The sequence below is a fragment of the Streptomyces sp. DSM 120436 genome, from assembly GCF_055778765.1.
This window is the reverse complement of record NZ_JBSKBS010000001.1, coordinates 1,946,735-1,965,348: the sequence shown is the minus strand read 5'-3', so window position 1 is coordinate 1,965,348 and position 18,614 is coordinate 1,946,735. Positions and strand designations below refer to the sequence as shown.

At 70.9% G+C, this 18,614-nt stretch carries 20 protein-coding genes, 4 tRNA genes and 1 pseudogene; 7 read left to right on the top strand and 18 right to left on the bottom strand.

What is annotated here, in order from left to right; all coding sequences use genetic code 11:
- Positions 1-41: 41 nt before the first annotated feature.
- The 6 genes from ACWH4W_RS09070 to ACWH4W_RS09045 all read right to left on the bottom strand — a co-directional run bounded on the left by ACWH4W_RS09070 (position 42) and on the right by ACWH4W_RS09045 (position 3,903).
- Positions 42-965, bottom strand: coding sequence for an SCO4651 family lipoprotein (locus ACWH4W_RS09070; protein ID WP_473075281.1), 924 nt, complete (start codon positions 963-965; stop codon positions 42-44).
- 164 nt (positions 966-1,129) lie between these two features.
- Positions 1,130-1,855 carry a 50S ribosomal protein L1 gene (gene rplA / locus ACWH4W_RS09065; RefSeq protein ID WP_473075280.1) on the bottom strand — a complete coding sequence of 242 codons (726 nt, stop codon included), beginning with the start codon at positions 1,853-1,855 and terminating at the stop codon, positions 1,130-1,132.
- 83 nt (positions 1,856-1,938) lie between these two features.
- Positions 1,939-2,373, bottom strand: coding sequence for a 50S ribosomal protein L11 (gene rplK, locus ACWH4W_RS09060; protein WP_006130605.1), 435 nt, complete (start codon positions 2,371-2,373; stop codon positions 1,939-1,941).
- A gap of 177 nt (positions 2,374-2,550) precedes the next feature.
- Positions 2,551-3,372: a transcription termination/antitermination protein NusG gene (gene nusG / locus ACWH4W_RS09055; protein WP_473075279.1), complete on the bottom strand. Its 822-nt coding sequence runs from the start codon at positions 3,370-3,372 to the stop codon at positions 2,551-2,553.
- An 80-nt stretch (positions 3,373-3,452) separates the two neighbouring features.
- Positions 3,453-3,722 carry a preprotein translocase subunit SecE gene (secE, locus tag ACWH4W_RS09050; protein WP_473075278.1) on the bottom strand — a complete coding sequence of 90 codons (270 nt, stop codon included), beginning with the start codon at positions 3,720-3,722 and terminating at the stop codon, positions 3,453-3,455.
- Between the two features lie 108 nt (positions 3,723-3,830).
- Positions 3,831-3,903, bottom strand: a tRNA-Trp gene (locus tag ACWH4W_RS09045).
- 283 nt (positions 3,904-4,186) lie between these two features.
- Between ACWH4W_RS09045 and ACWH4W_RS09040 the strand changes: the two genes are divergently transcribed.
- Both ACWH4W_RS09040 and ACWH4W_RS09035 read left to right on the top strand, forming a co-directional pair.
- The gene (locus ACWH4W_RS09040) at positions 4,187-5,413 is read left to right on the top strand and encodes a pyridoxal phosphate-dependent aminotransferase (RefSeq protein ID WP_473075277.1); all 1,227 of its coding nucleotides are present in this window, start codon (positions 4,187-4,189) and stop codon (positions 5,411-5,413) included.
- Between the two features lie 224 nt (positions 5,414-5,637).
- Complete coding sequence (locus tag ACWH4W_RS09035; RefSeq protein ID WP_473075276.1) at positions 5,638-6,612, top strand: adenosine deaminase; 975 nt, start codon at positions 5,638-5,640, stop codon at positions 6,610-6,612.
- On the opposite strand, the gene ACWH4W_RS09030 is transcribed toward ACWH4W_RS09035, so the two are convergent.
- The 7 genes from ACWH4W_RS09030 to ACWH4W_RS09000 form a co-directional block, all read right to left on the bottom strand.
- The gene (locus tag ACWH4W_RS09030) at positions 6,557-7,264 is read right to left on the bottom strand and encodes a hypothetical protein (RefSeq protein ID WP_473075275.1); all 708 of its coding nucleotides are present in this window, start codon (positions 7,262-7,264) and stop codon (positions 6,557-6,559) included. The two genes, ACWH4W_RS09035 and ACWH4W_RS09030, sit on opposite strands and share 56 nt — an antisense overlap.
- Positions 7,265-7,326: 62 nt before the next feature.
- A complete protein-coding gene (locus ACWH4W_RS09025) occupies positions 7,327-8,439 on the bottom strand; it encodes a UDP-N-acetylmuramate dehydrogenase (RefSeq protein WP_473077452.1) in 1,113 nt (370 codons plus the stop codon).
- Positions 8,436-8,864, bottom strand: a complete 429-nt coding sequence (locus ACWH4W_RS09020; RefSeq protein ID WP_028960065.1) for a MaoC family dehydratase — start codon at positions 8,862-8,864, stop codon at positions 8,436-8,438. The genes ACWH4W_RS09025 and ACWH4W_RS09020 overlap by 4 nt, the downstream gene beginning before the upstream one ends.
- Before the next feature lie 8 nt (positions 8,865-8,872).
- Positions 8,873-9,325 (bottom strand): FAS1-like dehydratase domain-containing protein, encoded by a 453-nt coding sequence (locus ACWH4W_RS09015; protein ID WP_473075274.1) that lies wholly within the window; start codon positions 9,323-9,325, stop codon positions 8,873-8,875.
- A 119-nt stretch (positions 9,326-9,444) separates the two neighbouring features.
- Positions 9,445-9,609 carry a 50S ribosomal protein L33 gene (gene rpmG, locus ACWH4W_RS09010; protein WP_003948671.1) on the bottom strand — a complete coding sequence of 55 codons (165 nt, stop codon included), beginning with the start codon at positions 9,607-9,609 and terminating at the stop codon, positions 9,445-9,447.
- Between the two features lie 88 nt (positions 9,610-9,697).
- Positions 9,698-9,770: transfer RNA gene (locus ACWH4W_RS09005), tRNA-Met, on the bottom strand.
- A 46-nt stretch (positions 9,771-9,816) separates the two neighbouring features.
- A tRNA-Thr gene (locus ACWH4W_RS09000) sits at positions 9,817-9,889 on the bottom strand.
- Positions 9,890-10,097: 208 nt separating this feature from the next.
- On the opposite strand from ACWH4W_RS09000, the gene ACWH4W_RS08995 reads away from it, so the two are divergent.
- Both ACWH4W_RS08995 and ACWH4W_RS08990 read left to right on the top strand, forming a co-directional pair.
- Positions 10,098-11,366, top strand: a complete 1,269-nt coding sequence (locus tag ACWH4W_RS08995; RefSeq protein ID WP_473075273.1) for an amidohydrolase family protein — start codon at positions 10,098-10,100, stop codon at positions 11,364-11,366.
- Positions 11,367-11,487: 121 nt separating this feature from the next.
- On the top strand, positions 11,488-12,144 hold the full coding sequence (locus ACWH4W_RS08990; RefSeq protein ID WP_473075272.1) for an NAD(P)H-binding protein: 657 nt from the start codon (positions 11,488-11,490) through the stop codon (positions 12,142-12,144).
- A gap of 18 nt (positions 12,145-12,162) precedes the next feature.
- On the opposite strand, the gene ACWH4W_RS08985 is transcribed toward ACWH4W_RS08990, so the two are convergent.
- A complete protein-coding gene (locus ACWH4W_RS08985; RefSeq protein WP_106416290.1) occupies positions 12,163-12,375 on the bottom strand; it encodes a hypothetical protein in 213 nt (70 codons plus the stop codon).
- An 812-nt stretch (positions 12,376-13,187) separates the two neighbouring features.
- On the opposite strand from ACWH4W_RS08985, the gene ACWH4W_RS08980 reads away from it, so the two are divergent.
- Positions 13,188-13,760 (top strand): hypothetical protein, encoded by a 573-nt coding sequence (locus tag ACWH4W_RS08980; protein ID WP_473075271.1) that lies wholly within the window; start codon positions 13,188-13,190, stop codon positions 13,758-13,760.
- A gap of 706 nt (positions 13,761-14,466) precedes the next feature.
- Here the strand turns inward: ACWH4W_RS08980 and ACWH4W_RS08975 are convergent.
- Positions 14,467-14,548 (bottom strand) — tRNA-Tyr (locus ACWH4W_RS08975).
- 236 nt (positions 14,549-14,784) lie between these two features.
- Here ACWH4W_RS08975 and ACWH4W_RS08970 point away from each other — a divergent pair.
- Complete coding sequence (locus ACWH4W_RS08970; RefSeq protein ID WP_106412932.1) at positions 14,785-15,273, top strand: YajQ family cyclic di-GMP-binding protein; 489 nt, start codon at positions 14,785-14,787, stop codon at positions 15,271-15,273.
- A gap of 92 nt (positions 15,274-15,365) precedes the next feature.
- Here the strand turns inward: ACWH4W_RS08970 and ACWH4W_RS08965 are convergent, their stop codons facing one another.
- Complete coding sequence (locus tag ACWH4W_RS08965; RefSeq protein WP_290005813.1) at positions 15,366-15,632, bottom strand: GlsB/YeaQ/YmgE family stress response membrane protein; 267 nt, start codon at positions 15,630-15,632, stop codon at positions 15,366-15,368.
- 129 nt (positions 15,633-15,761) lie between these two features.
- Between ACWH4W_RS08965 and ACWH4W_RS08960 the strand changes: the two are divergent.
- Positions 15,762-17,001: pseudogene (locus tag ACWH4W_RS08960) on the top strand (APC family permease).
- 234 nt (positions 17,002-17,235) lie between these two features.
- Here the strand turns inward: ACWH4W_RS08960 and ACWH4W_RS08955 are convergent.
- Both ACWH4W_RS08955 and htpX read right to left on the bottom strand, forming a co-directional pair.
- The gene (locus tag ACWH4W_RS08955) at positions 17,236-17,631 is read right to left on the bottom strand and encodes a YccF domain-containing protein (RefSeq protein ID WP_473075270.1); all 396 of its coding nucleotides are present in this window, start codon (positions 17,629-17,631) and stop codon (positions 17,236-17,238) included.
- Positions 17,628-18,488, bottom strand: a complete 861-nt coding sequence (gene htpX, locus ACWH4W_RS08950) for a zinc metalloprotease HtpX (protein WP_473075269.1) — start codon at positions 18,486-18,488, stop codon at positions 17,628-17,630. Before htpX ends, ACWH4W_RS08955 begins: the two co-directional genes overlap by 4 nt.
- Positions 18,489-18,614 lie beyond the last annotated feature (126 nt).

Below are 18,614 nucleotides of genomic sequence, written 5' to 3'. Positions count from 1 at the left end.
CGGCGAAAGACCAGGTCAGACAGCGAAGTCCTGCTGGAGTACTAGGCGGCCGAGCCGGTGCCCGTGCCCAGCGACTCCAGCTCCTTCAGCATCTCCATGAAGTCGAAGGTCTCACCGGCCGGCGGGGCCTTCACGTCGGCCTTGGCGCCGTAGTCCGAGAAGTGCGAGGTCATCTTCATCGTGCCCTGGTCCGTGGTCATGCCCACGACCATCTTGGCCGGGTAGTCGTCCTCGTTGACCCAGATCTCGGTGTCGTAGCCCTTGAGACCCGTCTTCTTCATGTTGGCGACGAGCTGCTCACGCTCCTGCTCGGTGAAGAGGTCGTCGAGCGCCTCGTTGGCGTCGAGCATCTCCTCGACGCTCAGCGTGCCCTTGTAGTGCTGCGTCTCCACGCCGTCGACCTTCTCGGGACCGACGTGCTTCAGGCTCGGCGAGCCGAGCAGCACGGCGAGCTGCCGGGCCGGGTCCTGGTTCATGTTCTCCAGGCTGCCGGTCATCTGCTTCCGCAGCTCCGCGTCCCCGGACGCCTCCGCCATCGCGCCGAAGTCCATCTTCACCCAGCGCTTGCCGTCCATCTGCGCGGCCTGCGCGGCGCCCATGTCCATGTACAGGGCCTCGTCCAGCATGATCATGCGCACCTGCTCGGGTGCGTCGGGGCCGGCGGCGGCGAAGGCGGAGCCCTTCATCGTGACGTCCATGACCGCCGGGTCCCAGCCCTGCACGCCGGACATCTCCATGGTGCCGCCGCCTCCCATGCCGGCCGGCATGGTCATGGTCATCCGCACCTTCGAGGACTTCGCCTCCGAGGTCTTCTTGAAGGCGGCCTGGAGCACCTCGGCCGCCTCGTTCTGCGTCTGCGCCCCGGCCTTCCCCCCGCCGTCCCCGTCCTGGCACCCGGCGAGGCCCGTGACGACCGCCACGGCCGTCAGACAGACACCCGCGCGCTTCCATGCGGCCATGGCCATCAGATTCCCACCCCTGTTGTATCGCCGTGCTGTGTGTGATCGCTGTGAACGGTAGCCCACGCCACCGACACAAGCGTACGAAAAACCCGTCCCCGCGCCCGAATTGGGGCGGGGACGGGTTTTCGACGCATACGCGCACCGGCCCGTCGGCCGGCTCACCCGGCTCAGACGGCGGCCGGGTCCTCCTCGACGAGGAGGTTGCGGGTGCGGTTCGGGTCGAGCGGGATGCCGGGGCCCATCGTGGTGCTGATGGCGGCCTTCTTGATGTAGCGGCCCTTCGCGGCGGACGGCTTCAGACGGAGGATCTCCTCCAGGGCCGCGCCGTAGTTCTCCACCAGCTTGGTGTCGTCGAACGACGTCTTGCCGATGATGAAGTGCAGGTTCGCGTGCTTGTCGACACGGAACTCGATCTTGCCGCCCTTGATGTCGTTGACAGCCTTGACGACGTCCGGGGTCACGGTGCCGGTCTTCGGGTTCGGCATCAGACCACGGGGACCGAGCACGCGGCCGAGGCGGCCGACCTTGCCCATGAGGTCCGGGGTGGCGACGACGGCGTCGAAGTCCAGACGGCCCTTCGACACCTCGTCGATCAGCTCGTCGGCACCGACGATGTCGGCGCCCGCGGCGCGTGCGGCCTCGGCACGGTCACCGGTCGCGAAGACCAGGACCCGGGCGGTCTTACCGGTGCCGTGCGGGAGGTTCACGGTGCCACGGACCATCTGGTCGGCCTTGCGCGGGTCGACACCCAGACGGAAGGCGACCTCGACGGTGCCGTCGAACTTGGTCGTGGACGTCTCCTTGGCGAGACGGACGGCCTCGAGCGGGGCGTACAGCTTCTCCCGGTCGATCTTGGCGTCCGCAGCGCGGAGAGACTTGCTGCGCTTGCTCACTAAAAGCTCCTGTGCGTTCGAGGAGTCGTGGTCCGGGCCGAGCAGGCCCTGCCACTACTGCTTGGCTTGACGGGGGGTGGAGGTCAGCCCTCGACCGTGACGCCCATGGAACGGGCGGTGCCGGCGATGATCTTCTCGGCGGCGTCCAGGTCGTTGGCGTTGAGGTCGGGCATCTTGGTGGTGGCGATCTCACGGACCTGGTCACGCGTGATCTTCGCGACCTTGGTCTTGTGCGGCTCGCCGGAGCCCTTCTCCACGCCCGCGGCCTTGAGGATCATCTTGGCGGCCGGCGGGGTCTTGGTGATGAAGGTGAAGGAACGGTCCTCGTAGACCGTGATCTCCACCGGGATGACCCAGCCGCGCTGCGACTCGGTCGCGGCGTTGTAGGCCTTGCAGAACTCCATGATGTTCACGCCGTGCTGACCCAGCGCGGGGCCGACCGGCGGGGCCGGGTTCGCGGCACCGGCCTGGATCTGGAGCTTGATGAGCCCCGTGACCTTCTTCTTCTTGGGAGGCATGGCTCTCCGGGTCCTTTCGATTCGGGTCCTGCCGGCGCCCCGGGGACAACCAGGACGCAGGCATACCGCACAACGATAACGGGTATAGATGCGCGGCCAAAAACCGAGCAGGTCAGACAAACGCGCGAGCGTTCGCCTGACCTGCGCGGAAGCGGTGTATCAGCCGGTCCGGAAGAGCTAGTTCTTCTGGATCTGGTCGAAGGAGAGCTCGACCGGCGTCTCGCGACCGAAGATCTCCACCAGGCCCTTGACCTTCTTGGAGTCGGGGTTGATCTCGTTGATGGTCGCCTGGAGCGTGGCGAACGGGCCGTCGGTGACGGTGACCGAGTCGCCGACCTCGAAGTCCAGCACCTGGACCTCGACCTTGCGCTGCGGCGCCGGCTTGCCCTCGGCCTCGGCGGCCTCGCGGGCGGCCTTCTCCTCGGCCTCCGGGGCGAGCATCTTGACGATCTCGTCCAGCGTCAGCGGGTACGGGTCGTAGGCGTTGCCCACGAAGCCGGTGACGCCGGGGGTGTTGCGGACGACGCCCCAGGACTCGTTCGTCAGGTCCATCCGGACCAGGACGTAGCCCGGGAGCTTGTTCTGCTTGATCGTCTTGCGGTCGCCGTTCTTGATCTGGACGACCTCTTCCTGCGGCACCTCGGCCTGGAAGATGTAGTCCTCGACGTTCAGCGAGACGGCGCGCTGCTCGAGGTTGGTCTTCACGCGGTTCTCGTAGCCCGCGTAGGTGTGGATGACGTACCACTCGCCGGGCAGGGACCGCAGTTCCTCGCGGAGCTTCTCGACCGGGTCGCGGTCGTCCTGCGGCTCGGCCTCGTCCGCGGCCTCGGCGGCCTCGTCCTCCGCGGCCTCGCCGTCGGTGGTGCCGGCAGCCTCGGCCTCGGCGGAGGCCTCGGTGTCCTCGACGTCCGCGCCCTCGACGGCGGCGCGCGCGTCCTCGGCGGACTCGGCCCCTTCGCCGTAAGGCTCGACGGCGTCGTTCACGTTCGGGTCAGACACGGTGGCTGCTTCTTCCTGGATACATAGGGGTGGAACATGCGAAAGGAGCGCCGGGTACCTCGGCGCTCTTCGCTCGGGGATCAGCCGAAGACGTACTTGGCGGCGTGGCTGAGGCCATAGTCGATCAGAGTGATCAGGCCGATCATCAGAACCACGAAGATGATCACCGCGATCGTGTACGACGTCAGCTGGTTGCGCGTGGGCCAGACGACCTTGCGGAGTTCCGCGACGATCTGACGGTAGAAGAGCGCGAGACGCTTCAGGGGCCCCTTCTTGGCCCGCTTGCCGCCCTTGCGAGGCTTCTGCTCCTGGGCATCAGGCATGTCGATGGAGCCCACGGCGTCCGTCACTCGTCCTCACCTGATTCCGGGTCGTGGCCGTGCCGCGCCCGGTCTGAGCCGCACGGCGGTGCATTGCTGTACGTACATGCGCACACATCCTGGCGAAGGTGTGTGTAGCAGGGCCGGAGGGACTCGAACCCCCAACCGCTGGTTTTGGAGACCAGTGCTCTACCAATTGAGCTACGACCCTTTGTGCGTCCCCCAACGTACCGCATCCGGCCGGAAGCGTGGTGTGCACCGGCTGAGTGCGGGCCGCTGAAGGCCAACGAGGTGAGAGTGTACGTGTTCCTGGGCCGGGCGTCGAACAGAAAGTGCCTGAGAGGGGCCGCACCGGCCACGGAACGGCCGGTGATCGTCCTGGCCACACCGCCCCCGGACGCGCGAACCGGACTGGCGTTCCCCCCTCGCCCGGTGCTGCTCAGTCCGTGAAACCACTGTGCCGGCCGTGTTTCCCGTCTGGAACGATGGGCCTCATGAGCGCTGCAACCCCTCCCACCGAGCGCCGGGTCTCCGCCCGAGTCGGCGCGATCTCCGAGTCCGCCACCCTCGCCGTGGACGCCAAGGCCAAGGCCCTCAAGGCCGCCGGGCGACCGGTGATCGGCTTCGGCGCCGGTGAGCCCGACTTCCCGACGCCGGACTACATCGTCGAGGCCGCGATCGAGGCCTGCAAGAACCCGAAGTACCACCGGTACACGCCGGCCGGCGGCCTGCCCGAGCTGAAGCAGGCGATCGCCGCCAAGACGCTGCGCGACTCCGGCTACGAGGTCGACCCGTCCCAGATCCTGGTCACCAACGGCGGCAAGCAGGCCATCTACGAGGCCTTCGCCGCGATCCTCGACCCGGGCGACGAGGTCATCGTCCCGGCGCCGTACTGGACCACGTACCCCGAGTCGATCCGGCTCGCGGGCGGTGTCCCGGTCGAGGTCGTCGCCGACGAGACCACCGGCTACCGGGTGAGCGTGGAGCAGCTGGAGGCGGCCCGCACGGAGAGGACGAAGGTCGTGCTCTTCGTCTCCCCGTCGAACCCGACCGGCGCGGTCTACGGCGAGGCCGAGACCGAGGCCATCGGCCGCTGGGCCGTCGAGCACGGCCTGTGGGTGCTCACCGACGAGATCTACGAGCACCTGGTGTACGGCGACGCCGTCTCGGTGTCGCTGCCCGCGCTCCTGCCCGAGCTGCGCGACAAGTGCGTCGTGGTCAACGGCGTCGCCAAGACGTACGCGATGACCGGCTGGCGGGTCGGCTGGGTCATCGGCCCGAAGGACGTCGTGAAGGCCGCGACCAACCTCCAGTCGCACGCCACGTCGAACGTGTCGAACGTCGCCCAGGCCGCCGCCCTCGCCGCCGTCTCCGGCGACCTGGACGCGGTCGCGGCGATGCGCGAGGCCTTCGACCGCCGGCGCCGGACGATCGTGCGGATGCTCAACGAGATCGACGGCGTGGTCTGCCCCGAGCCCGAGGGCGCCTTCTACGCCTACCCGTCGGTGAAGGCGCTGATCGGCAAGGAGATCCGCGGCAGGCGCCCCCAGGACACCGTCGAGCTGGCCGCGCTCATCCTGGAGGAGGCCGAGGTCGCGGTGGTCCCCGGTGAGGCGTTCGGCACGCCGGGCTACCTGCGGCTGTCCTACGCGCTGGGTGACGAGGACCTCGTCGAGGGCGTGAGCCGCGTCCAGAAGCTGCTGGCGGAGGCGCGGGACTGACGGTCCCTCCCCCTCCCTGACGGGGGCGTCCAGGACTTCCTGGGCGCCCCCGTTCGCCCGTGCGAGCAAGCCCCCGTCCGGGGAAGCGCTACCGGGACGGCCGTGGCATGCGGCAGGATCCTGGAATGCTGAGCTTTTCAGGGGGGCGCCCCCCGAACCCCCCACGTGTACGTGATGTCTCCGAGCTGCCGAAGGCCCATCTGCACCTGCACTTCACCGGGTCCATGCGGCCCGGCACCCTGCTGGAGCTGGCCGACAAGTACGGAGTGCGACTCCCCGAGGCGCTGACCGACACCCTGACCGGCGGGGAGCCGCCCCGGCTGCGGGCCACGGACGAACGCGGCTGGTTCCGCTTCCAGCGCCTGTACGACGCCGCGCGCTCGTGCGTCAGATCGGCCGAGGACATCCAGCGCCTGGTGCGGGAGGCGGCCGAGGAGGACCTGCGGGACGGCTCCGGCTGGCTGGAGATCCAGGTCGACCCGACGTCGTACGCGCCCCGGCTGGGCGGGCTGATCCCGGCGCTGGAGGTCATCCTCGACGCGGTGGACTCGGCGTCCCGCGAGACCGGGCTCGGCATGCGGGTGCTGGTGGCCGCCAACCGCATGAAGCACCCCCTGGACGCCCGCACGCTGGCCCGCCTCGCCGTGCGCTACGCCGACCGGGGGATCGTCGGCTTCGGTCTCTCCAACGACGAGCGGCGCGGGATGGCCCGCGACTTCGACCGGGCGTTCGCCATCGCGCGGAACGGCGGGCTGCTGTCGGCCCCGCACGGCGGCGAACTGGCGGGGCCGGCGTCGGTCCGGGACTGCCTGGACGACCTGGACGCGCACCGGATCGGCCACGGCGTGCGGGCGGCGGACGACCCGCGGCTGATGAAGCGGCTCGCGGACCGGGGCGTCACCTGCGAGGTGTGCCCGGCGTCGAACGTCGCCCTCGGCGTCTACGACAAGCTGGAGGACGTGCCGCTGCGCACGCTGTTCGAGGCGGGCGTGCCGATGGCGCTGGGCGCGGACGACCCGCTGCTGTTCGGCTCCCGGCTGGCGGCGCAGTACGAGATCGCGCGGCGGCACCACGGCTTCACCGACGCGGAGCTCGCCGAGCTGGCCCGGCAGTCGATCCGGGGCTCGGCGGCGCCGGAGGACGTCAAGGAGAAGCTGCTGTCGGGCGTCGACGCCTGGCTGACCGCCCCGGTCGGGTGAAGTGGGCGTAGGGCGGATACGGCTTGTAGCAGATCAGGACCTCGTGCGGGTGTCCTCCGCCCGGCCGCTGGACGAGGCCGGGAAGGCTCGACACCATCGCTGCACGCCCCTGCGTGACGCCCTTCTGACGCGGTCCCCAGCCGGCCGCGAAGGCGAAGGACGTGGCCGCCTCGGCGAAGACGTCCCGGCTGCCGAAGAGGAAGAGCGTGCGGGCGTGCAGGGTGTGCCGCAGCTCGTCACGGCAGCCGGGACGCGCAGCGCGCTCACGCCAGGCGGCCGCGTCACGGCCGGTGCGCGCCTCGTCGGTCCGCACGGTCAGGGGCGTCCCCTGACCGAGCACGCGGCGCAGGCGCGGCCACGCGCTCGGGCGCAGTCCGTAGGAGTGGTGGGCCAGGACCAGGTCCACGCGCTCCCCCTGGCCCTCGTCGGGCGGGACCGCGTCACACAGCGGCACACAGACGAGGGTGTGACGGGAGTACGCGGCGAAGGAGAACAGGCCGGCGAGGCGGTTCAGTCCGTCGTGGTCGCCGAGGAGCGGTCCGACGGGCTCGGGGGCGAACAGCGACGTGTGGCGCAGCGGTCGGCGCGGCTGGACGACACGGTGCTCGTACGGACCCGTGCGGGGACGGTACTGGAGCAGTCTCAGCTGCACGCGAGGAGCCTCACCGGCCCATGATCACGGACGGGTGATCCTCACGGCAACGGAGTTCGCGGCTACAGCCCGACGCCGACCATGACCGGCTCGTTCACCAGGGTGATCCCGAACGCGTCGCGGACCCCCGTCACGACCTCGCGGGCCAGCGCCAGCAGGTCCTCCGTGGTGGCGTCGCCGCGGTTGGTGAGCGCGAGGGTGTGCTTGGTGGAGATGCGGGCCGGTCCGCTCCCGTACCCCTTGGTGAAGCCGGCCTTGTCGATCAGCCAGGCCGCGGAGGTCTTGGTGCGCCCCTCGCCGGCGGGGTAGGCGGGCGGCTCGACGCCCTCCCCCAACCGCTCTCGCACACGCGTACGAAATGCGGCGAACGTCTCGTCGTCGAGGATCGGGTTGGTGAAGAAGGAACCGGCCGACCAGGTGTCGTGGTCCTCCGGGTCCAGCACCATGCCCTTGCCCGCGCGGAGCTTCAGCACCGTGTCGCGGGCGGTGGCCAACGGCACCCGCTCGCCGGGCGCGACACCGAGCACGCGGGCCGTCTCGGCGTACTTGACCGGGCCGGACATCCCGTCGGCGTCCTCCAGCCGGAACCGCACGCGCAGGACCACGTACCGCTCGGGGTCGGCCTTGAAGCGGCTGTGCCGGTAGGAGAAGGCGCACTCCTCGTTGGAGAGCGTGACGGTCCCACCGGTGCGCCGGTCGTAGGCGACGACCTCGGTGAGCGTGGAGGAGACCTCCTGGCCGTACGCCCCCACGTTCTGGATGGGGGTGGCGCCCGCGGAACCGGGGATGCCGGCCAGGCACTCGATGCCGGCCAGTCCGGCCTCCACGGTGGCCGCGACGGCGTCGGTCCACACCTCGCCGGCGGCCAGCTCCAGACCGGTGCCGTCGAGGGTGACGCCCTTGGTGGCGACGACGAGGGCGGTGCCGTCGAAGCCCTTGTCGCCGATGACCAGGTTGGAGCCGCCGCCGATGACCAGCAGCGGGGTGCCGGCGGCGTCGGCCTCGCGGACGGCGGCGATCACCTCGTCGTCGGTGGTCGCGGTGACCAGCCGGGTCGCGGGGCCGCCCAGCCGGAAGGTGGTCAGCGGGGCGAGGGGGGCGTCGTGGAGTTCCTGCACGGGCTCAAGACTACGAGACGCCGCCGCCCCCGCTCCCCCGCCGCCGCCACGGCTCAGGCCAGCCGCACGACCGCCCGCGAGGCGCCGAGGACCTTCTGGCCGGCGCTGGTCGCGGTGAGGTCCACGCGGACCGTGTTGTCGTCGAGCTTGGCGGCGACCTTGCCGCTGACCTCGATGACGGCGCCCTTGTCGTCGTCGGGCACGACGACCGGGCGGGTGAAGCGGACGCCGTACTCGACGACCGCGCCGGGGTCGCCCGCCCAGTCGGTCACCACGCGGATCGCCTCGGCCATGGTGAACATGCCGTGCGCGATGACGTCGGGCAGCCCGACCTCCTTGGCGAACCGCTCGTTCCAGTGGATGGGGTTGAAGTCGCCGGAGGCTCCCGCGTACCGGACGAGGGTGGCGCGCGTCACGGGGAACGTCTGTGCGGGCAGCTCGGTGCCGACCTCGACGTCGGCGTAGGAGATCTTCGCCGTCATGGTGTGGTTCACGCCTCCTCGGCCGCGCGGGCCACCAGCTTGGTCCAGGCGGTCACGACGTGCTCGCCGTCCTGGTCGTGCACCTCACCGCGGATGTCCAGTATGTCGTTGCCCGCCATGGACCGGACCGTCTCGATGGTGGACGTGACCGTGAGCCGGTCGCCGGCGCGCACCGGGCGCCGGTAGGCGAACTTCTGGTCGCCGTGCACCACCCGGCTGTAGTCGAGGCCGAGCTGCGGATCGGCGACGACCTGTCCCGCGGCCTTGAACGTGATGGCGAACACAAAGGTCGGCGGGGCGATCACATCGGGGTGACCGAGCGCCTCGGCCGCCTCCGCGTCCGTGTACGCCGGGTTGGCGTCGCCCACCGCCTCGGCGAACTCGCGGATCTTCTCCCGGCCCACCTCGTAGGGCTCGGTGGGGGGATAGGTCCGCCCCACGAAGGACTGGTCGAGCGCCATGCGCGCGGCACCTCCTGTGTCGGTCCAGGACCGACATGTCTCACGGTGTGTGGTGTCGGTGGGGAAACGACACGAGGCCGCCCCCCGAGTGGGGGGACGGCCTCGTGTACGAGCCTGTTTTATCGCGTCTCGCGGTGCGCGGTGTGCGCGTTGCAACGCGGGCAGTGCTTCTTCATCTCAAGACGGTCCGGGTTGTTACGCCGGTTCTTCTTGGTGATGTAGTTCCGCTCCTTGCACTCCACGCAGGCCAGCGTGATCTTCGGGCGGACGTCGGTGGCAGCCACGTGAGTGCTCCTTGACGAACGGATGGACTTGATTAACGCAAGAAGAGTAGCCGATCGAAGGACCGACCCCGCAATCGGCTACTGACAGTAGCGGTGACCGGACTTGAACCGGTGACACAGCGATTATGAGCCGCTTGCTCTACCGACTGAGCTACACCGCTTTGATGCGATCGGGCCCCGCCTCGCGGCGGGAACCTCTCACACCAGAGCCCCAAAACGGAATCGAACCGTTGACCTTCTCCTTACCATGGAGACGCTCTGCCGACTGAGCTATTGGGGCGAGCGATGAAGACATTACACGGTCCGCCGCCGTTCGCCCAAATCCGTTTCCGGTCCCGTCCCCCTCCCGGACGGACGGGCCACACCGGTACGACTATTGCGCTCCTCCCGGTGCGGGGCGGAGGGCCGTCCTAGGCTCGACTCACTCTGCGTGATCTTGTCTCAGCGTGACGTGCGTCCTCGTGCGCAGCCCGAGTCCCAGGAGCGCGATGCCCGACAACCGGCCGCAGCCACCGTCCCACCCGTGGTCCTCGCCCTCCGGTTCGGGTCCGGCCGGCCCGGCCCCGCTCCTGCTGTGCGGCGCCCGGCTCACCAACGGCCGGACCGTGGACGTCCGGCTGGGCGGCGGGCGCATCGAGGCCGTCGGCACGGCGGGCAGCCTCGCCGCGGACGCCACACGCGCGTGCGTCGCCCGGCTCGACCTCACCGGCTACCTGCTGCTGCCGGCCCCCGCCGAACCGCACGCCCACGCGGACACCGCCCTGACCGCCGACGAGCCGGGCCCCGTCCCCCTCGACCCGCGGGACGTCCAGCGCCGCGCGACGGAGGCGGCGCTGTTCCAGCTCGGGCACGGCGCCACGGCTCTGCGTGCGCACGTGCGCGTGGGGGACATGGCGGGGCTCGGCGCGCTGCGGGCCGTGCTGCGCGCCGCGCGTTCGCTGCGCGGGCTGGCCGAGCTGACCACGGTGGCGATGCCCCGGGTGCTGACGGGGGCGGCCGGGGCGGACGGGCTGGCGGTGCTGCGGGACGCCGTGAAGATGGGCGCGTCCGTGGTGGGCGGCTGCCCGGATCTCGACCCCGATCCGACGGGCCATGTGGAGGCGGTGCTGGAGACGGCCTCCGAGCACGGCCTGCCCGTCGACCTGCACACCGACGCGTCCGACCCGGCCCGGCTGGCCCGTCTCGCGGCGATGGCGGGCGGCCTGCGGCCCGGGGTGACGCTCGGCCCGTGCGGGGGTCTGTCCGCCCTCCCCTCCGAGGTCGCGGCCCGTACGGCGGAACGGCTCGCGGCGGCCGGGGTGACGGTGGTGTGTCTGCCCCAGGGCGGTTGCGGCGCGGCGGACGGCCGGGGCACCGCGCCGGTACGGCTGCTGCGGGCGGCGGGCGTGCGGGTCGCGGCGGGCAGCGGATCGCTGCGGGACGTGTCGAACCCGGTGGGCCGGGGCGACCCGCTGGAGGCGGCGTACCTGCTGGCCTCCTGCCAGGGCCTGTCCCCCGAGGACGCGTACGCGGCCGTGAGCGCTCGGGCGCGGGCGGCGATGGGGTTGCCGGAGGTGCGGGTGGAGGCGGGGTCCCCCGCCGACCTGCTGGCGGTCCGGGGCGACGGCCTGTCGGCGGCGCTGTCCCTGGCGTACAGCCGGATCGTGGTGCACGGGGGCCGTGTCGTCGCCCGGACGAGCGCGGTGCGGGAGTACTGCGACTCGGCGGCGGCCGGCACGGGGCCGGGACTGCCGCGGCAGGGGCGGGGGACGGCGTAGGGGCGGGAGTGGGGGCGGTGTGGGAGTGGGGCGGGGTTGACGCGGGGGTGCGTCTGAGGCCGCGCGTGTCGGGGGCCGGGTCGCGCGGCGGACGGGCCCGGCGCGGCGTACGGTCGAAGACATGCGCATTGTCATCGCTGGTGGTCATGGTCAGATCGCGCTGCGGCTGGAGCGGCTGCTCGTCGCGCGCGGGGACGAGGCGGCGGGCATCATCCGCAAACCCGAACAGGCGGACGACCTGCGGGAGCTGGGTGCGGAACCGGTCGTGCTCGACCTGGAGTCCGCGTCCGTGGAGGAGGTCGCGCAGTGTCTGGAGGGCGCGGACGCGGCGGTGTTCGCGGCGGGCGCCGGTCCGGGCAGCGGCGTGGGCCGCAAGGACACGGTGGACCGGGCGGCGGCGGTCCTCTTCGCGGACGCGGCCGTACGCGCGGGCGTACGCCGGTTCGTCATCGTCTCGTCCATGGGCGCGGATCCGGAACACCAGGGGGACGAGGTCTTCGACGTGTACCTGCGGGCCAAGGGCGAGGCGGACGCGTACGTGCGGAGCCTGGACGCCCTGGACTGGACGATCCTGCGGCCGGGGCAGCTCACGGATGAGCCGGGCACGGGCCTGGTCCGCCTGGAGGCCCGCACGGGCCGCGGCGCGATCCCCCGCGACGACGTGGCCGCCGTCCTGGCGGAACTGGTGGACACGCCCGCGACGGCAGGCCTGACCCTGGAACTGATCAGCGGCTCCGCGCCGGCGTCGGTGGCGGTGAAGTCGGTCGCGGGCAACTGAGCGGGGCGCGGGCCCGGTTCAGAAGAGGGACATCTGCCCGGGGAAGTCCGGCACGACGTAGCCGTCCAACGACGGCTGCTCAGGCCCTGTTCGGGCATGTCGGCGGGACCCCGGGCAGGAGGTCAGCTCCCCGCTGCCACGGGCGCCGGGCGGGTCGTGCCGCGCGTACCGCCCGGCGACGACGGCGATCTCACGACGGCACTCGGGACACGGACGACGACGCGACGACATGCTCCCAGTGTGCCCGGCAGCGCTGTGCCGTCCCCGGCCCGGCATGTCGGGACACGATTACCGGCGCCTCGCCGACTGTGGAATGACCGGCACCTCCCACTCCTCGTGGACACCGGGGGACGCGAGGATGCCGTCCACTTTCCCGGTTCCGTCCCGTCACCGGGTCGCCGGACGATGCGCCGCATTTCCCTTCGCGGTCCGGAATCGAGCTGCCGCGCCCCTGTCGCACTCAGCCGATTGCCGACCTTCGGGACGCGAAGGACGGAATTCGGGAAGTCGGCGAACACGCGGCGCACCGCGCGGCGTTCGTGACGATTCGGCGCGCGGCGTTCGTGACGATTCGACGTGCGCCACGCGCAACGACTCGTAGGCAATGCCCCGACGGCCGCGGTGGCGGGCTCCGGAGCGGTGAAGTCACGGCCGATCAGGACCGGAGCCTTCGCCGGGCCGGGCGGGGCCGGTTGAGGCCGACGCGGGGTGGTCCGGCGCCGGAGGACCACGGCCACCGAGTGCGTCCGGACGGGGAAGCGACGAAAGGAATCACCCGAGCGGAAACGTGCCGAATCCGAAGGAACAACTCGACGGAGGACGCCCCTGCTTGCCCCGGGACACCAAGTAACGGCGGTGATTTCGCTGCCTGTACCGTTCCCGCGAGGGGCAGTGACACCGAGGCGGGACCGCCAGGTTCCCCGGAGACATATGCGTACGTCACTCCTGCCGAGATGCACGGAAGGACAATCGGGACAGTGTTATTGAGCGGTATGAGGAGAAACGTCGCCGGGATGGCCGGGGGCGTGTTGATGGCGGCGGTCATGACCCTCACGGGGTGCTCGAGCGGCTCGGACGACTCCGGGAAGGAGACGGGTTCGAGCAACTCGCCGACCGCCGGTTCCGAGAAGGCGCCGGGCAGCGAGCAGGGGGACGCCTCGGACACGGGGCAGGCCTCGTCCGCCGACCAGTCCACGGCCGAGAGCGCGGTCGCGGCATGGGTCACCGCAGTCGTCAAGAACCAGCCGAAGGAAGCGTGCCTGCTGATGGGCGAGGCCGCTACGGGCTCGAAGCCCGCGCGCGCCGGCACGGAAGCGACGTGCGACAGCAACTCGCCCGAAGGCGCGAAGATCCTGGAGAACGTCGGGAAGTTCCGGGAGTCGTTCACCCCCGATCCGCCCTCGGACGACCCGAAGGTGGAGGTCGCCGAGACCCCGGCCACCGGAGACGAAGCGGTGGTCCCCGCAGAGAAGATCACCGTTGACGGTCAGACCCTCGACAAGATCATTCTTTCCCGCTCCACAGGCATGGAAGCCGGTCAGCTGGACGTCCAGGTCCACTCCAGCAAGATCGACGACCGGTGGTACGTCACCAACATCGGCTTCGACATCGGCTGACCCGGCACTCCGGACGGCGCCGCCTCGACGACCACGGCTCCCCGTGTCGGCGGGGCGGCACGTGCCGTCGGCGCCGGCATGAGCGCGGCTGCTTCCGCCGCTGAGCCTCAGCCGTCGCCACGCCCGGCCCTCCGCCGGATGACAGCGGCCGCCCACTGGCTGACCACCCCGCTCACCGTCAACGTCAGCGCGAACGCGAACGAGTCGCCCCACGACTTGCCCCTCACCCAATGCCACACCACCGCACCGAGCCCGAACACCGCCCCCGCATAGGCCCACACCACAAGCCATCGCACGAACCGGTGTCGGCGCCCTGGAGCGGCAGAGGCCTCCTCACTCGTGCACCGACGTTCCGTCATGCTGCGACGCCTACCCGCCCACGGTTACGCCAAGAGCCGGCTCTCCATCCCACCGACGACCGGGGCTGCGAGGTGCCCATTCCGCCGGATCCGGCGTTCTTGCTCCGCGTCTGCGCCGGATTCCTCAGCGACGGCGACGAAGCCGCCCCTGCGAAGACCTCGGCGCGACTGCGACAGAGTGGCTGAATGGGCTCGGAAGCCTGGCCACGGGTACGGGTCGTCGTCCACGTACTCCGAGGCAGGGCGTGGAGACACAGGACGGAGTGAGACAGGGGCCGCCCCTGAATGCCATGACGAAGGGCCCGTGACCTGCTGTGCTAGCAGGTCACGGGCCCTTCGTTCCCGTGTGGCGGCGCCAGGATTCGAACCTGGGAAGGCTGAGCCGGCAGATTTACAGTCTGCTCCCTTTGGCCGCTCGGGCACACCGCCGGGGTTGCTGCACTGAACCCCGCCTTCCGGCGGTGCTCGCTGGCAACGACGTAAACAATACCCGATGGACAGGGGTGCTTCGCCACCCGATTGATCGCCACCCCCGGGCCGGGGGGTGACTAGGCTGGTCCGGATGCGGTCCGAGGCCGATGCCGGGCTCGGTGGCCGCCTCAAGTACGCCGGTACGCATCCGGTGCGCAGCCCGATACGCACCCCGAATCAAGGAGCCACAGGACATGGCCGACTCCAGTTTCGACATCGTCTCGAAGGTCGAGCGGCAGGAGGTCGACAACGCCCTCAACCAGACCGCCAAGGAGATCTCGCAGCGCTACGACTTCAAGGGCGTGGGCGCCTCGATCTCGTGGTCCGGGGAGAAGATCCTCATGGAGGCGAACTCCGAGGACCGGGTGAAGGCTGTCCTCGACGTCTTCCAGTCCAAGCTGATCAAGCGGGGCATCTCCCTGAAGGCCCTGGACGCGGGCGAGCCGCAGCTCTCGGGCAAGGAGTTCAAGATTTTCGCGTCGATCCAGGAGGGCATCTCCCAGGAGAACGCGAAGAAGGTCGCGAAGATCATCCGCGACGAGGGCCCGAAGGGCGTGAAGGCCCAGGTGCAGGGTGAGGAGCTGCGCGTCAGCTCCAAGAGCCGGGACGACCTCCAGGCCGTCATCACCCTGCTCAAGGGCAAGGACTTCGACTTCGCCCTGCAGTTCGTGAACTACCGGTAGAACGGCCGGCGCGCCGGACGGCCGGAGGAGGGTGGGTGCCGCTCGGGCGCCCACCCTTTTCGTGCGTGCGGCGGCGACGCACGCGTGTCGCGTCAGTCGCGCGAGTGACCGAAGAGGATGCGGTAAGCGATCAGCAGGACCAATGAGCCGCCGATCGCGGCCAGCCATGTGGCGCCGTCGTAGAAGTCCTTGCTGATCGGGTGGTCGAGCCAGCGGGACGAGATCCAGCCGCCGGTGAACGCGCCGGCGACGCCGATCAGGGTCGTGCCGACGAGGCCGCCCGGATCACGGCCGGGCAGCAGGAACTTCGCGATGGCACCGGCCAGCAGGCCCAGAATGATCCAGCTGATGATCGTCATGCCGATTACCTGCCCTTTCCCGTCGGCCTGTGCACCCTGTAGGACGTCACGAGTACACATTCCGGTTGCCCTTGATCAGTAGGGTGCGGCCTCACGACGAACGCCCCCGCCGGCCCCGGCGGTCCTGCGCTGCGCCGCACCCTCGGTGCGGGCGACGCCGTCGTCGTCGGTCTGGGCGCGATGCTCGGCGCGGGCACCTTCGCCGCGCTCGCGCCTGCCGCGCGGGCCGCCGGTTCCGGACTGCTCCTCGGGCTGGCCGTCGCCGCCGCGATCGCCTACTGCAACGCCGACTCGTCGGCACGCCTGGCCGCCCTGTACCCGGCCCAGGGCGGCACCCACGTGTACGGCAGGGAGCGGCTCGGAGCCTTTGGGGCCACCTGGCCGGGTGGGCCTCCGTCGTCGGCAGGACCGCGTCCTGTGCGGTGGTGGCGCTGACCGTCGGCGCGTACGTCCGGCCGGGGCAGGCGCACGCCGTGGCCGCCGCCACCGTGGTGCTGGTCACGGCGGTCGACCACCGCGGGGTGCGGAAGTCCGCGTGGGTGACGCGGGCCGTCGCGGGTGTGGTCCTGGTGGTTCTCGCTTCCGTGGTGGTCGTGTGTCTGACGTCGGGGGACGGAGACCTCGGGCGGCTGGACGCCGGCGTGCCGGGCGGGGTCGGCGGGGTGTTCCAGGCGGCCGGTCTGCTGTTCCTCGCCTTCGCCGGACACGCGCGGATCGCGCTCCTCGGCGAGGAGGCGCGCGATCCCGCGCGCACCCTTCCGCGGGCCGTCCGGGTGGCCCTGAGTGTCGCGCTCGCCGCGTACGTGGCCGTCGCTGTCGCCGTCCTCTCCGTTCTGGGGGCGGCGTCGTTGGGCGGGTCCGTCGCGCCGCTCGCCGACGCGGTGCGGGCGGCCGGGGCGCCCGGGCTCGCGCCGGTGGTGCGTGTGGGGGCGGCGGTCGCCGCACTGGGGTCACTTGCTCGCCCTGCTGCTCGGGGGTCGCGGACGACGCTGGCCATGGCCCGGGACGGGCACCTCCCGGGGCCGCCGGCCGCCGTCCATCCGCGGCTCCACGTACCGCACCGGCGGCACTGGTGGTGGGCGGTGTCGTCGCCGTCCTGGCCGCCACCGTCGATGTGCGGGGCGCTGTCGGGTTCTCCTCCTTCGGGGTGCTGACGTACTACGCGGTGGCGAACGCCTCGGCCTGGACCCTCCGTCCGGCGGCGGGGGTCCGGGTGGCGCCGGCGGTGGGATCCGCCGGGTGCCTGGCGCTGGCGTTCTCCTTGCCCTGGACCTCGGTTGCCGTGGGCGCGGCGGTGCTCGGTGGGGGTGCGGTGGCCTACGGTGTGCGGAAGGTGTGGGGGCGACGGGGAGCTCCGGGCGGGCGGTAACCGCTCCCCTGCACTGCCCAGGCCTGAGGCGCCCCGACGTGGGTCAGGGGCCGCGGCGTATGCGGTGCGGCGGCACCGTGCGCTCGTACCGCTTCTCGTGCTCGGTCATGGGTTCATGATGCGCGGCGGTGGAGGAACGTGTGCGGGGCTGTGGACAACCACGGAGTTGTGGACGACCACGGAGTTGTGGGCGACTCCCCGCCCGACAGTCCGCGGCGAACACCGCGGCTCACCTCACCAGCGGTCCGTGAACGCCCGGTCCGTGCGGACGATCTCGCGGCCCAGCGGGAACAGCGAGACCGGGATCAGCTTGAAGTTGGCGACGCCGAGCGGGATGCCGATGATCGTCACGCACAGGGCGAGGCCCGTGACGATGTGGCCGAGGGCGAGCCACCAGCCCGCCAGGATCAGCCACAGCACGTTGACGATGAAGGACGGGGCTCCCGCGTCGCGGCGCTCCACCGTCGTGTACCCGAAGGGCCACAGGGCGTAGACGCCGATGCGGAACGCGGCCACGCCGAACGGGATGCCGATGATCGTGATGCACAGCAGCAGGCCGGCGAGCATGTAGCCGAGGAACAGCCAGACGCCGCTGACGACGAGCCAGATGAGATTCAGGATGGTCTTCACAGGTGCCCTGCCATCTTCTCGAGCCGGGCGATACGTTCCGCCATCGGCGGGTGGGTGGAGAACATCTTCGAGAGTCCCTGCCCCGGACGGAAGGGATTCGCGATCATCATGTGGCTCGCCGTCTCGATGCGGGGCTCGGGGGGCAGTGGGAGCTGCTTGGTGCCGAGCTCCAGCTTGCGCAGGGCGCTCGCCAGGGCGAGCGGGTCGCCGGTGAGCTGGGAACCGGAGGCGTCCGCCTCGTACTCGCGGGAGCGGCTGATGGCCAGCTTGATGAGGGACGCCGCGAGCGGGCCCAGGATCAGGATGAGCAGCATGCCGAGAATGCCCGGGCCGTCGTCGTCGTCCGAGCGGCCGATCGGGATCAGCCAGGCGAAGTTGACCAGGAACATGATCACGGAGGCGAGGGCGCCGGCGACCGAGGAGATCAGGATGTCGCGGTTGTAGACATGGCTGAGCTCGTGGCCGATGACGCCGCGCAGCTCCCGCTCGTCGAGGAGGCGCAGGATGCCTTCCGTGCAGCACACCGCCGCGTTGCGCGGGTTGCGGCCGGTGGCGAAGGCGTTGGGGGCCTCGGTCGGCGAGATGTAGAGGCGGGGCATGGGCTGGCGGGCCTGCGTGGAGAGTTCGCGGACCATCCGGTACAGGCCGGGGGCCTCGAACTCGCTCACCGGGCGGGCCCGCATCGCCCGCAGGGCCAGTTTGTCGCTGTTCCAGTACGCGTACGCGTTGGTGCCCAGCGCGACGACGACGGCGACGACGAGCCCCGTGCGGCCGAAGAAGCTGCCGATGACGATGATGAGCGCGGACAGTCCCCCGAGGAGGACCGCGGTCCTGAGCCCGTTGTGCCGGCGGTGCACGGTACGCCCTCCAAATCGTGCGGCAGGGGAACCCTTGCTGGTTGATCTTCCGTCTGACCTGCGCTGCCCACTGACACCGTGGTGCCACGTCCAGTGGACCCTCCCGTACCGGTCAACGCCAGGCGA

Excerpts from the sequence above, each read along its gene's own strand:
- ACWH4W_RS08965 (WP_290005813.1), bottom strand. The coding sequence starts at position 15,632 with ATGACGATCATCAGCTGGATCATTCTGGGCCTGCTGGCCGGTGCCATC.
- ACWH4W_RS08995 (WP_473075273.1), top strand. The coding sequence starts at position 10,098 with ATGCCCGACAACCGGCCGCAGCCACCGTCCCACCCGTGGTCCTCGCCC.
- rplK (WP_006130605.1), bottom strand. The coding sequence starts at position 2,373 with ATGCCTCCCAAGAAGAAGAAGGTCACGGGGCTCATCAAGCTCCAGATC.
- ACWH4W_RS09035 (WP_473075276.1), top strand. The coding sequence starts at position 5,638 with ATGCGGCCCGGCACCCTGCTGGAGCTGGCCGACAAGTACGGAGTGCGA.
- ACWH4W_RS09040 (WP_473075277.1), top strand. The coding sequence starts at position 4,187 with ATGAGCGCTGCAACCCCTCCCACCGAGCGCCGGGTCTCCGCCCGAGTC.
- ACWH4W_RS08970 (WP_106412932.1), top strand. The coding sequence starts at position 14,785 with ATGGCCGACTCCAGTTTCGACATCGTCTCGAAGGTCGAGCGGCAGGAG.
- ACWH4W_RS09020 (WP_028960065.1), bottom strand. The coding sequence starts at position 8,864 with ATGACGGCGAAGATCTCCTACGCCGACGTCGAGGTCGGCACCGAGCTG.
- ACWH4W_RS08985 (WP_106416290.1), bottom strand. The coding sequence starts at position 12,375 with ATGTCGTCGCGTCGTCGTCCGTGTCCCGAGTGCCGTCGTGAGATCGCC.
- ACWH4W_RS09015 (WP_473075274.1), bottom strand. The coding sequence starts at position 9,325 with ATGGCGCTCGACCAGTCCTTCGTGGGGCGGACCTATCCCCCCACCGAG.
- ACWH4W_RS08990 (WP_473075272.1), top strand. The coding sequence starts at position 11,488 with ATGCGCATTGTCATCGCTGGTGGTCATGGTCAGATCGCGCTGCGGCTG.
- ACWH4W_RS09070 (WP_473075281.1), bottom strand. The coding sequence starts at position 965 with ATGGCCATGGCCGCATGGAAGCGCGCGGGTGTCTGTCTGACGGCCGTG.
- ACWH4W_RS08980 (WP_473075271.1), top strand. The coding sequence starts at position 13,188 with ATGACCCTCACGGGGTGCTCGAGCGGCTCGGACGACTCCGGGAAGGAG.